This window comes from Phenylobacterium composti DSM 19425 (assembly GCF_059568645.1).
Window position 1 is genome coordinate 87,287 of sequence record NZ_JCANTT010000014.1, and the last position, 15,537, is coordinate 102,823.

Below are 15,537 nucleotides of genomic sequence, written 5' to 3' on the forward strand. Positions count from 1 at the left end.
CCCACCGAAAAATCGCCGGGTCGCACCAGTTCCGCGGCCGCCTGGCCGACCGGCAGGGCATAGGGCGGGTTGGAGGGGCGGGCGGCCTGTGCTTGGCTGGCCTGAGAGAACAAGGACAGGGAGGCCCGAAGGATGCGGTTCGAGGACTACCGGAAGCACGACGCTCTGGGACTGGCCGAACTGGTGCGGCGGCGCGAGGTGTCGGCGGCCGAGCTGCTGGAGACCGCCCTGGCCCGCAAGGCCGAGATCGATCCCAGGATCAACGCCGTCACCACCGACCTGTCCGGCCTCGCCCGCACCGCGCCGACCGAAGGGCCCTTCGCGGGCGTTCCGTTCCTGCTGAAGGACCTCGGGGCGCAGATGGCTGGGACGGTCACCTCGAGCGGCTCGAGGCTGTTCGCCGAGGCCGTGGCGCCCGCCGACAGCGCCATCGTGCGGCTCTACAGGGCCGCAGGCCTCAACATTTTCGGCAAGACCAACACCCCGGAGTTCGGCCTGTGGCCGGTGACCGAGCCGGCGCACCTGGGCGTTTGCCGCAATCCGTGGGACGTGAGCCGCACGCCGGGCGGCTCCTCGGGCGGCGCGGCGGCGGCCGTGGCGGCGGGGATCGTTCCGACCGCCCACGCCAGCGACGGCGGCGGCTCGATCCGCACGCCTGCGGCCTGCTGCGGCCTGTTCGGCATGAAGCCCTCCCGCGGGCGGGTCAGCTTCGCCCCGGCCGGCGAGGGCTGGGCCGGCGCGTCCATCCAGCATGCGGTCACCCGCTCGGTGCGCGACAGCGCCGCCCTGCTGGACGCCGTCTGTACGCCTCAGCCCGGTGATCCCTATTTCCTGCCGGCGCCCGAGCGGCCGTTCCTGGAGGAGGTGGGGCGCGATCCCGGCCGCCTGAGGATCGGCTTCACCGCCAAGGCGCTGCAGTCCACGGCCCTCGATCCCCAATGCGCCGCTGCGGTCCTGGACGTCGCCCGGCTTTGCGCAGACCTCGGCCATGAGGTGGAGGAGGTGGCCGTTCCTGGCGACCTGACCGGCATGCAGGCTTCAGCCGGGCTCGTGATCGCCGCCAGCGTCGCCGCGACCCTGGACGCCGAGGCCGAGCGCCGTGGCCGGCCGGTGGAGCCGGACGAGATCGAGCCCCTGACCATGGCCACCTACCGCCGCGGCAAGGCGGTGACGGGGGCGGACTATGTGCGGGCGCTTGCCGTGCTGCACGCCTTCGGCCGGGACATGGCGCGGCTGTTCGAGACCTACGACGTCCTCTTGCTGTCGACACTGGGCCGCCCGCCCGTGCCAGTCGGCTGGATTTTCGAGGAGCCCCGGGAGATCACCGAGCGGCTGTTCAGCTTCATGCCCAACACCCAGCCGTTCAACAACACGGGCCAGCCGGCCATGACCGTGCCCCTGGCCTGGAGCGCCGAGGGCCTGCCCATCGGCATCCAGTTCGTCGGCCGGGTGGGCGACGAGGCCGGGCTCTTCCGTCTGGCGGGGCGACTGGAGCAGGCGCGGCCGTGGTTCGACCGCGTGCCTGAACTCTAGCGGCCCCGGCGCTGCTGGATCAGGTAGGCGCCGATGACGCCGGTGGCGACCAGGCCAATGAGCAGGGTGGAGACGGCGTTGATCTCCGGATTCACCCCCAGGCGCACCTGGCTGTAGAGCCGCATCGGCAGGGTGGTGGCGCCGGGGCCCGAGGTGAAGCTCGCGATCACCAGGTCGTCCAGCGACAGGGTGAAGGCCAGCATCCAGGCCGCCGCCACGGCGGGGGCGATATTGGGCAGGGTGACCGTGGCGAAGGCCTTCCACGGCGGCGCGCCGAGGTCTTGGGCGGCCTCCTCCAGGCTGCGGTCGAAGCTGGCCAGCCGCGCCTGGACCACCACCGTGGCGTAGGCCAGGGTGAGCGTCGTATGCGCCAGGGTGACGGTCCAGAACCCCCGGGCCACGCCCGCGGCCACGAACAGCAGCAGCAGCGAAAGTCCCAGGATCACTTCGGGCATGACAAGGGTGGCGTAGACCATCCCCGCAACCCCGGTGCGGCCGCGGAAGCGCCCACCGCGGACCAGCGCGACCGCCGCGAGCGTGCCGAGCACCGTGGAGAAGGTGGCCGACAGCACCCCGACCCGAACCGTCGTCCAGACCGCCTCCAGCATCTGCCGGTCGTGCAGCAGGGCGCGGTACCAGCGCAGCGAGAAGCCCGACCAGACCGTCACCAGCCGCCCGTCATTGAACGAGTAGAGGATCAGCAGGGCGATGGGCGTGTAGAGGAACACCAGCCCCAGGACCACGGCGGCGATGTTGAACGCCGAGGGCCTCATCGTATCACCTTCCCGGGCTGACGCTCGAACAGCAGGATCGGGATCACCAAGGCGCCCAGCAGGGCCACGGCCACGGCCGAGGCGGCGGGCCAGTCGCGGTTGGCGAAGAACTCGGTCCAGATCACCCGGCCCAGCATCAGGGTCTCCGATCCCCCGAGGAGGTCGGGGACGACGAACTCGCCGGCCATGGGGATGAAGCAGAGCAGGGCGCCGGCCGCCACGCCCGGGACCGACAGCGGGAAGGTCACTGTCCAGAACGCCCTTATGGGCGAAGATCCGAGGTCGCGGGCCGCCTCCACCAGGCGGGGGTCCTGCCGCTCCAGCACCGCATAGAGCGGCAGCACCATGAAGGGCAGATAGGCGTAGACGAGGCCCAGAAGCACCGCCGCCTCGCTGTTCAGCAGATTGACCGGCGGCAGGCCGAGGGCCCCGAGGGCGGCGTTCAGCAGGCCCGCCGGCTTGAGAATGGCGATCCAAGCGTAGATGCGGATCAGGAAGCTGGTCCAGAACGGCAGGATCACCGCCATCACCAGCATCTGCCGAAGGCGCGGCGGGCAACGGGTGATGCCATAGGCGATGGGATACCCTACCAGCAGCAGGATCAGGGTGGCGGTCCCGGCGATCCGCAGGCTGGAGACATAGGCGTCCAGATAAAGCCGGTCGGCCGTGAAGCGGGCATAGGTCTCGAAGTCCAGGCCGGCGATGAAGTCTTGCACGCCCGCCAGGCCCCGGTTCCAGTCCAGCTGGGGCGTATAGGGCGGCATGGCCAGGGCGCTGTCGGACAGCGACAGCTTGAGGACGAGCAGGAACGGAAAGGCGAAGAAGATCGCCAACCACAGGCCGGGCAGCAGCGCCGCCAGGCGTGAACGGTCGCGCTTCACGCGGGGAGCCTCGGGGCGTCGGGCGGCCAGCTCACCCGCACGTTCGCACCCACCGGCAGCGGCGCTTCGCCGGCGACATTGGCGCGGCTCGCGCGGATCGGCCCCTGGACCGTGGCCACCACATAGCGGGTGCGGTCGCCGAAGTAGGCGGTCTCCTGGACGCAGCCCTCAAGGCCGCTCTCGCCGAGCACCACCGTCTCCGGGCGAACGGCGACCCAGCCGCCGTCGGGGTGGGCCAGGACGTTCACCTCGCCCAGGAACTCGGCCACGGCCCGGGTGGCGGGCCGCTCATAGACCTCCCGCGGGGCGCCGATCTGCGCCACGTGGCCGGCCTGCATCACCGCCAGCCGGTCGGCCATGGCCAATGCCTCGTCCTGGTCGTGGGTGACCACGACGAAGGTCAGGCCGAGGCGACGTTGGAGGGCCACCAGTTCGCCCTGGGTCTCTTCGCGCAGCTTGCGGTCCAGGGCGCCCAGCGGCTCGTCCAGCAGCAGGATGCGCGGACGCGGGGCGAGAGCCCGGGCGAGGGCGACCCGCTGCTGCTGGCCCCCCGACAGCTGGTGCGGCTTGCGGGCAGCCAGACGCTCCAGCTTCACCAGGGCGAGCATCTCGGCCACCCGGTCGGCGGCCTCGGCCTTGGGCAGGCCCCGCAGGCCATAGGCGATGTTCCCGGCCACCGTGAGATGCGGGAACAGCGCATAGCTCTGGAACATCATGTGGACCGGCCGCCGATGGGGCGGCAGGCCGGCGATATCCTGGCCGTCCAGGAGGATGCGGCCCTCGTCGGGCGTCTCGAAGCCCGCCAGTAGGCGCATGAGGGTGGTCTTGCCGCAGCCTGAGGGACCAAGGAGGGCGAAGAACTCGCCCTCGCGGATCGCCAGGGTGATCCCGTCGACGGCCGTGTGGTCGCCAAACCGCTTGGTCACCCCTTCAAACCGGACGATGTCGCCCGGGACGCTCACAGACCTGCTCACCGTCCCGTCAGCACCCGGGTCCACTGCCGGTTCACGTCGCGGAGCAGGGCCTGGTCCTTGGTGGTGGTCACGAACAGCCGCTTGGACATCTCAGGAGTCGGATAGACGTTCGGGTCGCTCCGGACCTCCTCATCCACGAGCGGCGTCGCCGCGGCATTGGCGTTGGCGTACTGGATGTAGTTGGACGCCTTGGCGATCACCTCGGGCCGCAGCATGAAGGCGATGAACCGGTGCGCGGCCGCCGGGTTCGGCGCGTCCTTCGGAATGGTGAAGACGTCGAACCAGATCTGGCTGCCTTCCTTGGGCACTACATAGGCGACCTGGACGCCGTTCTTCGCCTCCTCAGCGCGGATCTTGGCCTGCAGGATGTCGCCCGAGTAGCCGATGGCCACGCAGGCGTCGCCGTTGGCCAGGGCCTCGACATATTCCGACGAGTGGAACTTGCGCACATGCGGCCGGACCTTGAGCAGCAGGTCGGTGGCCGCGGCGTAGTCGGCCGGCGCCGTCGAGTTCGGGTCCTTGCCCAGATAGTTCAGCGTCACGGCGTACATGTCCTCGGACGCGTCGAGGAAATAGACGCCGCAGTCCTGCAGCTTGGCCAGGTTCTTGGGATCGAACACCACCGACCAGCTGTCGATGGCCACGCCCGGCAGGCGCTTGGCCACCTCGGCGACATTGTAGCCGATGCCCACGGTGCCCTGCATGTACGGCACGGCGTAGGCGGCTTCGGGATCGAACGCGGCCATGTGCGCCATCAGGTCGGGCGCGAGGTTCGAGAGCCCCGGCAGCTGGGCCTTGTCCAGCGGCTGGATGGCCCCGGCCGCGATGTAGCGGGGCAGGTTGTGGTTCGAGGGGACGACGATGTCGTAGCCGGTGCCGCCCTGCAGCACCTTGGTTTCGAGCACCTCGTTGGAATCGAAGGTGTCGTAGGTGACCTTGATCCCCGTTTCCTTGGTGAACTGATCCAGCAGCTCAGGGTCGATGTAGTCCGACCAGTTGTAGATGCGCAGCTCTTCGGCCGGCTTGCCGCCGCACGCCGCGAGCAGGAGCGCCAGGCTAAGCGCCAGCTTCGTTCCAATCCGCCCCATTGAAGCTCCCCTTTTTACCGCCAGAGGGGGACAAAGCCCTTTCGGGGCCCAAGCGCAAGAGTCGGGCGGAAATGTCGAGTCCTGCGAGGGCCTTCGGGGCGTATTGTCGCGAATAGCACAGCCGCCTCGCACGCGGTCTTGGCGGACGCCGCGGCGGGCCGCTACAGCGGGCCGGTCGCTCCTGGAGGCCCCATGCCCGCCGTCTGGACCTTCGTCGCTCCCGTCCTGCTGCTGATCGCCTCGAACGTCTTCATGACCTTCGCCTGGTACGGCCACCTGAAGGTGGAGCACCGGCCGCTGTGGATCATCGTGCTGGCGAGCTGGGGCATCGCCTTCTTCGAATACTGGCTGGCGGTGCCGGCCAACCGCATCGGCCGGCTCGCATACGAACCGGCCGAGCTGAAGGCCATGCAGGAGGTGATCACCCTGGCGGTCTTCGCCGTCTTCTCGGTGACCTACCTGGGCGAGAAGCTCACCGTGAACCACATGGTCGGCTTCGCCCTGATCGCCGCCGGCGCGTGGTTCGTGTTCAGGGGGCCGATCTCGCTCTAGCCGCCGCTGCCGCCCGCCCCGGGGACCATGACCGTGACCTCGTTGGTCTTGGACATGAACTTGATCCCCTTCACCCGGCCGTCGGTGTAGCGGTTCCAGTGGCCGCTGACCTCGATGGGCGTGGCGGTCTGGGCGCCGGGCGCGGCCGGGGCAGTGGCGATGACGTCCACCTCATAGATGCCATCGGCGGGCTGGGCGGCGTAGATGCGCGGCAGGAAGGCCGGAGCCGTCCAGCCTGGGCCGGCCGTGGTCGCCTTGGCGGTGAGGTTCAGCCCGCCGGTGTGCCCGACCTCCACGGTCCCTGATTCCACCGACAGCACCTGTTCCTGGCCCGCGTAGAGCGGTGCGGGCCGCGCCAGGGACTTCCTGGGTTCGGGCTGGGGCGTGGCTTCGGCCTGGCTGACCTGGTTGTCGCACGCGGCGAGCGATAGGCAGGCGAGGGCGCCCGCCACGGCAATGAACCTGCGCATGGTTCGTCTCCTCCGATCTGCGCGGCGGCTTGTTCTTTTCGATTCGGGCCCGCCGCGGCCCCGGCCAAGGTTTGCGCCGATAACGGCGGTTGGCGAGCCTTTCTTGCGCGGCCCTCTTTGGCGAACCACCTGAGCGGTCCTATAAGCCCCCGTTCCTGCCCATCCACCTCCCGGAAGCCATGTCCCGCATCCTGATCACCTCGGCGCTGCCCTACATCAATGGCATCAAGCACCTGGGGAACCTCGCGGGCTCCATGCTGCCGGCCGACGTCTTCGCGCGCTTCAAGCGGGCCGAGGGGCACGAGGTGCTCTACGTCTGCGCCACCGACGAGCACGGCACGCCGGCCGAGCTGGCCGCCGCCGCCGCCGGCCAGGACGTGCGCGCCTACTGCGACGAGCAGCACCAGCTGCAGAAGGACATCGGGGCCCGCTTCGGCCTGTCGTGGGACTGGTTCGGCCGCTCGTCGAACCCGCCGAACCACCGGCTGACCCAGCACTTCTGCGAGGTGCTGGAGGAGAAGGGCCTGATCGAGGAGCGGACGGATCGGATGATCTATTCGCTCGACGACAAACGCTTCCTGCCCGATCGCTACGTCGAGGGGACCTGCCCGCACTGCGACTATCCCAAGGCGCGGGGCGACCAGTGCGACAACTGCGGCCGGCTGCTCGACCCCCTGGACCTGAAGGATCCCTATTCGGCGGTCTCCGGCTCCCGGAACCTCGAGGTGCGCGAGACGCGCCACCTCTATCTCCTGCAGTCCAAGCTGGAGGGGCGGATCCGCGCCTGGGTGGACAGCAAGACCGAGTTCCCGGCGCTCACCCGCTCCATCGCCTACAAGCACCTGGACGAGGGCCTGATCGACCGCGGCATCACCCGTGACCTCGCCTGGGGCATCCCGGTGACCAAGGGCGGCTTCCCGCGGCCGGGCTTCGAGGACAAGGTCTTCTACGTCTGGTTCGACGCCCCTATCGAATACATCGGGGCCACTGTGGAATGGGCCGAGGCGACGGGCGCGGACTGGGAGCGCTGGTGGCGCACCGACAAGGGCGCCGACGACGTCCGCTACGTCCAGTTCATGGGCAAGGACAATGTCGCCTTCCACACGGTGAGCTTCCCCGCGACGATCCTCGGCTCGGAGGAGCCGTGGAAAACCGTCGACCTGCTGAAGAGCCTCAACTGGCTGAACTGGTACGGCGGCAAGTTCTCCACGAGCCAGAAGCGCGGCGTGTTCATGGACGCGGCCCTGGAGCTGCTCCCCGCCGACTACTGGCGTTGGTACCTGACGGCCAACGCGCCCGAGAGCGCCGACAGCCCGTTCACCTGGGAGCACTTCCAGAACACGGTGAACAGCGACCTGGCCAACGTGCTCGGCAACTTCGTGAACCGCATCTGCAAGTTCGCCGAGAGCCGCTTCGACGGCGTGACGCCCAGCGGCGGCGAGCCAGGCCCGCTGGAAGAGAAGCTCTATGCCGAGATCGGCCAGGGGCTGGCCTCGCTGACGAGTTCGCTGGAGGCCATTTCGATCCGCCGGGCCGCCCAGGACGTGCGCGAGCTGTGGGTGGCGGGCAACGCCTATCTCACCGAGGCCGCCCCCTGGACGGCGATCAAGACCGATCCCGAGCGGGCGGCGGTGGTGGTGCGCACGGGCCTGAACCTGGCGGCCCTGTTCGGCCGCATCTCCCGGCCCTTCATCCCGTTCGCGGCCGAGAAGATCCTGGCCGCCTTCGAGGGCGCGCCCACGGACTGGCCGTCGGCCGATGGCAAGGCCGAACTCTCGCGCCTCAAGGAAGGCTCCAGGATTGCGGCTCCGCCGGTGCTCTTCGCCAAGGTCGAGGACCCCCAGGTGGCCGAGTGGGCCGAACGTTTCGGCGGCGCCGAGGGCTGAACTTCACGGCGCGCTGGATAGCCTGACGCCGCGCCCCCGAGCGGGGGCGCGAGGCGCTAATGCGCAGGCGCCGGCGTCTTGGGATGGGCTTCCATGAAGGTCGGGACGACGGCGTTGAACGCCTCGGCGTTGCCGGTGCGCAGGATCACGTCGTGCGCGCCCTCCCACATCATGTGCAGGGCCACGTAGAGCACGATCAGCAGGCCGACGTAGCCGATCCACCGGAAGCGGTGCAGCAGCCGGGCGATGCCGTGGGCCGCCACGCCCATGAGGGCGATCGAGACCAGGAGGCCGAAGACCAGGATGGTCGGGTGCTCCCGGGCCGCGCCGGCGACCGCCAGGACGTTGTCCAGCGACATGGAGACGTCGGCGACGAGAATCTGGATCAGCGCCTGGCCGAAGGTCTTAGGCTGGACCTTGGGCTCGGTGCTCGGGTCCGAGTCCATCGCCGCCTGCGCAGCGGCCTCCTCGTGGACCGCCTGGTCGCGCAGCTCGCGCCACATCTTCCAGCAGACCCACAGCAGCAGGATGCCGCCCGCCAGCAGCAGGCCGACGATGCCCAGGAGCTCGGCCGTGATCAGGGCGAAGCCGATGCGGATGGCGACCGCGGCCACCAGGCCCCAGAAGATCGCCCGGCGCCTGAGCTCCGGCCGCAGTCCCCCGGCCGCGAGGCCCACGGCCACGGCGTTGTCGCCGGCGAGGACCAGGTCGATCATGAGGACCTGGAGGAGGGCGGAGATGCCGCCGGGGCTGAACAGCTCTTCGATCATTCGGCCTCAATGCTTTACGGACGCGCGGCCTGCAACCTCAGCCGCGCAGACGGGCTGCTTCGTACAGGGCGATCGCCGCGGCGTTGGAGACGTTCAGGCTTTCGAAGCCGCCCGGCATGGGGATCCGGGCCACCTCGTCGCAGTGCTCGGCCACCAGGCGACGCAGGCCCTCGCCCTCCGAGCCCAGCACGAGCACGGTCGGGGCCCCGTCCAGGGCCTCGGCCAGGGTCCGTTCGCCCGAGCCGGCCAGGCCCACGGTGCGCCAGCCGGCGTCGGCCAGCTGGTCCAGGGCGCGGGAGAGGTTCACCACCCGGACGATGGGTGTGCGTTCCACGGCGCCGGCGGCCGCCTTGGCGAGGGCGCCGGTCAGTTTCGGGGCGTGGCGGTCCTGCAGAATCATGCCGGCGGCGCCGAAGGCGGCGGCCGAACGGAGAATCGCCCCGACGTTCTGCGGGTCGGTGACCTGGTCCAGCATGAGCACCACCGCGCCCGGCGCGGCTTCGAGGTCGTCGAGGCCGAGGTCGGGCAACGGGGCGGGCCGGAGGGCCACGCCCTGATGCACCGCGCCCTGGGGCAGAATCTGAGCCAGGGCCTGATTGTCGACCGACTCAAGGACCGGCAGCCGGCCGAATCGCGCCTCGAGCTGACGGGCCTTTTCGGGGGTCGCGAGGAGGCGCAGCGGGGCGCCGCGAGCCCGATTCGCCAGGGCCGCCTCCACCGCGTGCCACCCCCAGATCCACTCGTCAGAGGGGGCTTCTCTCCCCTTGTGGGGCGGCTTTCGGGGCCCGGTTTTGGGCCGGAATTTTTTCCCCTGACGGGCGTCGTTGCGTTCGGGATGCGAGGCCACTATAAGACGCGCTCCAAATTGGGGCCCCCGGACGGGACGCCGCTTTTTCGGACTGTGTGTCGGCGCTCATAGGCCCCTCGCGTCCTGAAGCGGAAGCCTTATTTCCGAGGTCTCCAAAGAGGCTCCAAGCGCGCTGGGGGAATGTCCCGAGCGGCAAAGGGGGCGGACTGTAAATCCGCTGGCGTCAGCCTTCGTAGGTTCGAGTCCTACTTCCCCCACCACGCGCCGGAGTGAACTGAAGTGAGGAGTTGCGGCGGCCCCGCACCGGTTTTGGCGGGTATAGCACAATGGTAGTGCAGCAGCCTTCCAAGCTGAGGATGCGGGTTCGATTCCCGCTACCCGCTCCAGCTCCTTTGGAACCCTAGATTTTGAAGAGAAGCCGGCAGGACCCCCATGGCCAAAGAGAAGTTTGAACGCACGAAGCCGCACTGCAACATCGGCACGATCGGCCACGTTGACCACGGCAAGACGACGCTGACGGCGGCGATCACGATGACGCTGGCGAAGACGGGCGGCGCGACGGCGAGGAAGTACGACGAGATTGACGCGGCGCCGGAAGAGAAGGCGCGCGGGATCACGATCAACACGGCGCACGTGGAATATGAGACGGAGAGCCGTCACTACGCGCACGTGGACTGCCCTGGGCACGCCGACTACGTGAAGAACATGATCACGGGCGCGGCGCAGATGGACGGCGCGATCCTGGTGGTTTCGGCGGCTGACGGTCCGATGCCGCAGACGCGTGAGCACATCCTGCTGGCCCGTCAGGTTGGCGTTCCGGCGCTGGTGGTGTTCATGAACAAGGTCGACATGGTCGACGACGCCGAGCTGCTGGACCTGGTGGAAATGGAAGTCCGCGAGCTGCTGAGCTCGTACCAGTTCCCGGGCGATGACATTCCGGTGGTGAAGGGCTCGGCCCTGGCGGCGGTTGAAGGCCGTGATCCGGAGATCGGCGAGCAGAAGATCCTGGAGCTGATGGCTGCGGTGGACAGCTACATCCCGCAGCCTGAGCGTCCGGTGGACCAGCCGTTCCTGATGCCGGTGGAAGACGTGTTCTCGATCTCGGGCCGGGGCACCGTGGTGACGGGCCGGATCGAGAAGGGCATCGTGAAGGTTGGCGACGAAGTTGAGATCGTCGGCATTCGTCCGGTGCAGAAGACGACCTGCACGGGCGTGGAAATGTTCCGCAAGCTGCTGGACCAAGGTCAGGCGGGCGACAACGTGGGCGTGCTGCTGCGCGGCACGAAGCGGGAAGAAGTCGAGCGTGGCCAGGTGCTGTGCAAGCCGGGCTCGATCACCCCGCACACGGAGTTTGTGGCTGAGGCCTACATCCTGACGAAGGAAGAAGGCGGCCGTCACACCCCGTTCTTCACGAACTACCGTCCGCAGTTCTACTTCCGGACGACGGACGTGACGGGGATCATCAAGCTGAAGGAAGGCGTGGAGATGGTCATGCCCGGCGACAACGCCGAGCTGAACGTTGAGCTGATCACGCCGATCGCCATGGACCAGGGCCTGCGCTTCGCCATTCGCGAAGGTGGCCGGACCGTCGGCGCTGGCGTCGTGGCCAAGATCATCAAGTAAGATCGCGCCACAGCGCTGAACACCTCGAAGAGGCCGTCGGGACACCCCCGGCGGCCTTTTCTCTTACATCGGGGTCATGACCTCGAATTAAGCTGTCCCCTGGCGCGCGCCGCACTAGCCTGCCCGCAATAGAACTTGGGGAGACGGCGATGCGCCTTACGATCGCTCTGCTGGCGGCCACGGCCGCCCTGTCCGCCGCCGGCGCCGCAAGCGCCGCTTCGGTGGAGGTGAAGGATGCGGTGGCTCGGGTCACGGTGATCCCGGAGAACCGTCGCGACATCAAGGTCGAGATCATCCATCCCAACGCCCGCCTGCCGCTCGAGGTGCGGTCCCGGGGCGACCGAGTGATCGTGGACGGCGACCTGGACCGCAAGATCCGCAGCTGCCGGGGCAAGGGCGAGGGCCGCGCGGTCGAGGTCCGCGGGGTCGGCTCCGTCGGCTGGCGTGACATGCCCCAGGTGGTGATCCGCACGCCACGAGACGCCAAGGTTGAGGCGGGTGGGGCGGTGTTCGGCTCGGTGGGCCGCTCGGCGAGCCTGACCCTCTCCAACGCCGGCTGCGGCGAATGGACCGTGGCCAATGTGGAGGGCCAGCTGCGCCTGCGTCAGGCCGGCTCAGGGGACACGCGCGCGGGTTCCGCAGGCTCGGCCGAGGTCCGGGTCGCCGGTTCGGGGGATGTGGCCATGGCCGATGTCCGGCACGGGCTCGAGGTCTCCATCGCCGGGTCGGGCTCGGTGGCCGTCCGCTCGGTGCAGGGCCCCCTGAACGTGAGCGTGGCCGGCTCAGGCGACGTCAACGTGGCCGGCGGCCGCGCCAGCGCCATGAGCGTCTCCATCGCCGGCTCGGGCGATGTGAACTTCCGGGGCGTGGCCGAGCGCCTGAAGGCCCGCATCGCCGGCTCAGGCGACGTCCGCGTCCAGGAGGTGAGGGGCGAGGTCGCGAAGACGGTGATGGGCTCGGGCGGCGTGACGGTCGGCGGAGCCTGAGTGTAAAAGGCGGCGCCGGAACCGCCCGGCGACCCTTGACGCAGGCGAGTCGTATGGGTATCTACCCGCCTCCTGTTGGACCGGCTGTGTGCTTCGAAGCGATTTGAAGCGCAGACGCGGTCCGCGGAACGACCTGAGAGTGCTTTAATCTAAGCGTTTCGGGAGAAGGCCCTCGCGGGGTTTCGCGTGGGCCTAAGTCGTTTGTGCGGACTTTCGCGTACGGGCTCTCTTACGAGGGTTCGGGCTGGTCTTTGAAATGGTCGAGATCACGCGGGCGGGCCGCCGTCTGTAGGGAAATGTAAGAGCGATATGGATCGTCAGAACATCCGCATTCGGCTCAAAGCCTTCGATCACCGCGTGCTGGATCATTCCACCCGCGAGATCGTGAACACTGCGAAGCGGACCGGCGCCACCGTGCGCGGCCCGATTCCGCTGCCGACGCGCATTGAGAAGTTCACCGTCAACCGCTCGCCGCACATCGACAAGAAGTCGCGCGAGCAATTCGAAATCCGCACGCACAAGCGCGTGCTCGACATCGTCGACCCCACCCCGCAGACCGTGGACGCGCTCATGAAGCTCGACCTGTCCGCCGGCGTGGACGTCGAGATCAAGCTCTAAGGGGATCGGTCCGATGCGTACCGGCGTGATCGCCAAGAAGCTGGGTATGGCGCGCTTCTTCGATGAAGCGGGCGCCCATGTGCCCGTGACGGTCCTCAGCCTCGAAGGCTGCCAGGTCGTCGCTCACCGCACCGCTGACAAGGACGGCTATGTCGCCCTGCAGCTCGGCGCGGGCGCCAAGAAGGCGAAGAACACCACCAAGGGTCTGCGCGGTCACTTCGCGAAGGGCCGGGTGGAGCCGAAGGCCAAGCTGGCCGAGTTCCGGGTGTCCGAAGACAACCTGATCGACGTGGGCGCGGAGATCACCGCCGACCACTTCGTTCCGGGTCAGAAGGTCGACGTCACCGGCACGACGGTCGGTAAGGGTTTCGCTGGCGCCATGAAGCGCTGGAACTTCGGCGGCCTGCGCGCCACCCACGGCGTGTCCGTGTCGCACCGTTCGCACGGTTCGACCGGTAACCGTCAGGATCCGGGCCGTACCTTCCCGGGCAAGAAGATGGCCGGTCACTACGGCCAGGAAACCGTCACCACCCTCAACCTCACCGTCTGGCGCGTGGACGCCGAGCGCGGCCTTATCCTGGTCAAGGGCGCTGTCCCTGGCTCGGAGGGCTCGTTCGTGAAGATCCGCGACGCGGTGAAGAGCCCGCTGCCGGCCGACGCGCCGAAGCCGGGTGCGTTCCGCGCCGCTGGCGCTCCGACTCCGGTCGAAGCCGCCGCCGAGGAAGCTGCGCCGGCCGAAGCCGTGACCGAAGCGCCGGCCGCCGAGGCGACTGAAGCTGGGGATCAAGCGTAATGAAGCTCGACGTCATCAAACTGGACGGCGGGAAGGGCGGCTCGATCGAGCTGGCCGACGACATCTTCGGCATCGAAGAGATCCGCGGCGATATCCTGCAGCGCGTCGTCACCTGGCAGCTGGCCAAGCGCCGCGCCGGGACCCACAAGATCCAGGTCCGGAACGAAGTCTCGCGGACCGGGAAGAAGATGTACAAGCAGAAGGGCACCGGCGGCGCCCGTCACGGCTCGCGCCGGGCGGCCCAGTTCGTCGGCGGCGCCAAGGCCCACGGTCCCGTGGTCCGCAGCCATGCCTTCGACCTACCGAAGAAGGTCCGCGCCCTGGCCCTGCGCCACGCGCTGTCGTCGAAGGCCAAGGAAGGCTCGCTGATCGTCCTGGACTCGGCTGCTCTGCCTGAGCCCAAGACCGCCGTGCTGCGCGAGCAGCTTGGCAAGATCGGCGTGACCAACGCGCTGGTGATCGCCGGCGCCCAGGTCGACAACAACCTGAAGCTCGCCGCCCGCAACATCCCGAACGTGGACGTGCTGCCGAACGCCGGCCTGAACGTCTACGACGTGCTGCGTCGCCGCACCCTCGTCCTCACCAAGGACGCGGTCGAAGCGATCCAGGCGCGCTTCCAGCCTGAGGAGGCCGCGTGATGGCCGTCGAGCCCACCGCCCGCCATTACGACACCATCCTGTCGCCGGTCATCACCGAGAAGGCCACCGTGCTCTCCGAGCAGAACAAGGTCGTCTTCCGCGTCGCCGGCGATGCGACGAAGGACGAGATCGCCGCTGCGGTCGAGGCGCTGTTCAAGGTCAATGTGACCAAGGTCAACACCCTCAACGTGAAGGGCAAGACCAAGCGCTTCCGCGGCCTCGTCGGCCGTCGTTCCGACGTCAAGAAAGCGATCGTGACGCTGGCCGAAGGCCAGTCGATCGACATCACCACGGGGCTCTGATCCGATGGCTCTGAAGCAGTTCAATCCGACGTCGCCGGGTCGCCGCCAGCTGGTGCTGGTGGACAAGTCCGAGCTCCACAAGGGCCGTCCGGAGAAGTCGCTGGTCCAAGGCCTGACGAAGTCGGGCGGCCGCGGCGGCAACGGCCGCATCGCCGTCCGCTTTCGCGGCGGCGGCGCCAAGCGCCTGTACCGCGTCATCGACTTCAAGCGCCGCAAGTTCGACGTGCCCGCCACGGTCGAGCGCCTGGAGTATGACCCGAACCGTTCGGCCTTCATCGCCCTGGTGAAGTACGAGGACGGTGAACTGGCCTACATCCTGGCGCCGCAGCGCCTGAAGGCCGGCGACACCGTCATCGCCTCGGAAAAGGCCGACGTGAAGCCGGGCAACGCCATGCCGCTGCGTGGCATGCCTATCGGCACCATCATCCATAACGTCGAGCTGAAGCCGCTGAAGGGCGGGCAGATCGCCCGCTCGGCCGGCGCCTACGCCCAGCTGGTCGGCCGCGACGGCGGCTATGCCCAGATCCGCCTGAACTCGGGCGAGCTGCGGATGGTGCAGGACAGCTGCATGGCCACCGTTGGCGCCGTGTCGAACCCGGACCACATGAACGAGAGCCTCGGCAAGGCCGGCCGCTCGCGTCACAAGGGCCGTCGTCCGCACGTCCGCGGCGTCGCCATGAACCCGATCGACCACCCGCACGGCGGCGGTGAAGGCCGCACCTCGGGCGGCCGTCACCCGGTCACCCCGTGGGGCCAACCCACGAAGGGCCGCAAGACCCGCAAGAACAAGGCGACGGACAAGTTCATCATCCGCTCGCGCCACGCTCGGAAGGCTCGCTAAC

At 68.7% G+C, this 15,537-nt stretch carries 17 protein-coding genes and 2 tRNA genes; 12 read left to right on the top strand and 7 right to left on the bottom strand.

Annotated features, from left to right (window positions below; all coding sequences use genetic code 11):
- The first annotated feature begins 132 nt into the window (after positions 1-132).
- On the top strand, positions 133-1,533 hold the full coding sequence (locus tag BO64_RS09040) for an amidase (protein WP_496402966.1): 1,401 nt from the start codon (positions 133-135) through the stop codon (positions 1,531-1,533).
- Here BO64_RS09040 and BO64_RS09045 read toward each other — a convergent pair.
- The 4 genes from BO64_RS09045 to BO64_RS09060 are packed head-to-tail and all read right to left on the bottom strand — an operon-like array spanning position 1,530 to position 5,249.
- A complete protein-coding gene (locus BO64_RS09045; RefSeq protein WP_496402967.1) occupies positions 1,530-2,306 on the bottom strand; it encodes an ABC transporter permease in 777 nt (258 codons plus the stop codon). The two genes, BO64_RS09040 and BO64_RS09045, sit on opposite strands and share 4 nt — an antisense overlap.
- Complete coding sequence (locus BO64_RS09050) at positions 2,303-3,187, bottom strand: ABC transporter permease (RefSeq protein ID WP_496402968.1); 885 nt, start codon at positions 3,185-3,187, stop codon at positions 2,303-2,305. Before BO64_RS09050 ends, BO64_RS09045 begins: the two co-directional genes overlap by 4 nt.
- The gene (locus BO64_RS09055) at positions 3,184-4,149 is read right to left on the bottom strand and encodes an ABC transporter ATP-binding protein (RefSeq protein WP_496402969.1); all 966 of its coding nucleotides are present in this window, start codon (positions 4,147-4,149) and stop codon (positions 3,184-3,186) included. The genes BO64_RS09050 and BO64_RS09055 overlap by 4 nt, the downstream gene beginning before the upstream one ends.
- A gap of 8 nt (positions 4,150-4,157) precedes the next feature.
- Positions 4,158-5,249, bottom strand: coding sequence for a polyamine ABC transporter substrate-binding protein (locus BO64_RS09060; protein WP_496402970.1), 1,092 nt, complete (start codon positions 5,247-5,249; stop codon positions 4,158-4,160).
- A gap of 192 nt (positions 5,250-5,441) precedes the next feature.
- Between BO64_RS09060 and BO64_RS09065 the strand changes: the two genes are divergently transcribed.
- The gene (locus BO64_RS09065) at positions 5,442-5,801 is read left to right on the top strand and encodes a DMT family protein (RefSeq protein ID WP_496402971.1); all 360 of its coding nucleotides are present in this window, start codon (positions 5,442-5,444) and stop codon (positions 5,799-5,801) included.
- Here BO64_RS09065 and BO64_RS09070 read toward each other — a convergent pair.
- On the bottom strand, positions 5,798-6,271 hold the full coding sequence (locus BO64_RS09070) for a hypothetical protein (RefSeq protein WP_496402972.1): 474 nt from the start codon (positions 6,269-6,271) through the stop codon (positions 5,798-5,800). The two genes, BO64_RS09065 and BO64_RS09070, sit on opposite strands and share 4 nt — an antisense overlap.
- A gap of 179 nt (positions 6,272-6,450) precedes the next feature.
- Between BO64_RS09070 and metG the strand changes: the two genes are divergently transcribed.
- Complete coding sequence (gene metG, locus BO64_RS09075; RefSeq protein WP_496402973.1) at positions 6,451-8,157, top strand: methionine--tRNA ligase; 1,707 nt, start codon at positions 6,451-6,453, stop codon at positions 8,155-8,157.
- A gap of 56 nt (positions 8,158-8,213) precedes the next feature.
- Here metG and BO64_RS09080 read toward each other — a convergent pair whose 3' ends face one another.
- A complete protein-coding gene (locus BO64_RS09080; RefSeq protein ID WP_496402974.1) occupies positions 8,214-8,927 on the bottom strand; it encodes a TerC family protein in 714 nt (237 codons plus the stop codon).
- A 37-nt stretch (positions 8,928-8,964) separates the two neighbouring features.
- Positions 8,965-9,774: a 23S rRNA (guanosine(2251)-2'-O)-methyltransferase RlmB gene (gene rlmB / locus BO64_RS09085; protein ID WP_496402975.1), complete on the bottom strand. Its 810-nt coding sequence runs from the start codon at positions 9,772-9,774 to the stop codon at positions 8,965-8,967.
- A 135-nt stretch (positions 9,775-9,909) separates the two neighbouring features.
- Here rlmB and BO64_RS09090 point away from each other — a divergent pair.
- The 9 genes from BO64_RS09090 (at position 9,910) to rplB (ending at position 15,536) form a co-directional block, all read left to right on the top strand.
- Positions 9,910-9,995 (top strand) — tRNA-Tyr (locus BO64_RS09090).
- 52 nt (positions 9,996-10,047) lie between these two features.
- Positions 10,048-10,121 (top strand) — tRNA-Gly (locus tag BO64_RS09095).
- Positions 10,122-10,167: 46 nt separating this feature from the next.
- Positions 10,168-11,358 carry an elongation factor Tu gene (gene tuf, locus BO64_RS09100; RefSeq protein ID WP_496401745.1) on the top strand — a complete coding sequence of 397 codons (1,191 nt, stop codon included), beginning with the start codon at positions 10,168-10,170 and terminating at the stop codon, positions 11,356-11,358.
- Between the two features lie 149 nt (positions 11,359-11,507).
- On the top strand, positions 11,508-12,344 hold the full coding sequence (locus BO64_RS09105; RefSeq protein WP_496402976.1) for a GIN domain-containing protein: 837 nt from the start codon (positions 11,508-11,510) through the stop codon (positions 12,342-12,344).
- 309 nt (positions 12,345-12,653) lie between these two features.
- On the top strand, positions 12,654-12,962 hold the full coding sequence (rpsJ, locus tag BO64_RS09110) for a 30S ribosomal protein S10 (protein ID WP_012521787.1): 309 nt from the start codon (positions 12,654-12,656) through the stop codon (positions 12,960-12,962).
- A 13-nt stretch (positions 12,963-12,975) separates the two neighbouring features.
- Positions 12,976-13,755 carry a 50S ribosomal protein L3 gene (gene rplC / locus BO64_RS09115; protein ID WP_496402977.1) on the top strand — a complete coding sequence of 260 codons (780 nt, stop codon included), beginning with the start codon at positions 12,976-12,978 and terminating at the stop codon, positions 13,753-13,755.
- The gene (rplD, locus tag BO64_RS09120; protein ID WP_496402978.1) at positions 13,755-14,393 is read left to right on the top strand and encodes a 50S ribosomal protein L4; all 639 of its coding nucleotides are present in this window, start codon (positions 13,755-13,757) and stop codon (positions 14,391-14,393) included. The genes rplC and rplD overlap by 1 nt, the downstream gene beginning before the upstream one ends.
- Positions 14,393-14,695, top strand: a complete 303-nt coding sequence (locus tag BO64_RS09125) for a 50S ribosomal protein L23 (RefSeq protein WP_496402979.1) — start codon at positions 14,393-14,395, stop codon at positions 14,693-14,695. The genes rplD and BO64_RS09125 overlap by 1 nt, the downstream gene beginning before the upstream one ends.
- Before the next feature lie 4 nt (positions 14,696-14,699).
- Entirely contained in the window at positions 14,700-15,536 is an 837-nt protein-coding gene (gene rplB / locus BO64_RS09130) for a 50S ribosomal protein L2 (protein ID WP_496402980.1), read from the top strand.
- The last annotated feature ends 1 nt before the right edge of the window (position 15,537 follow it).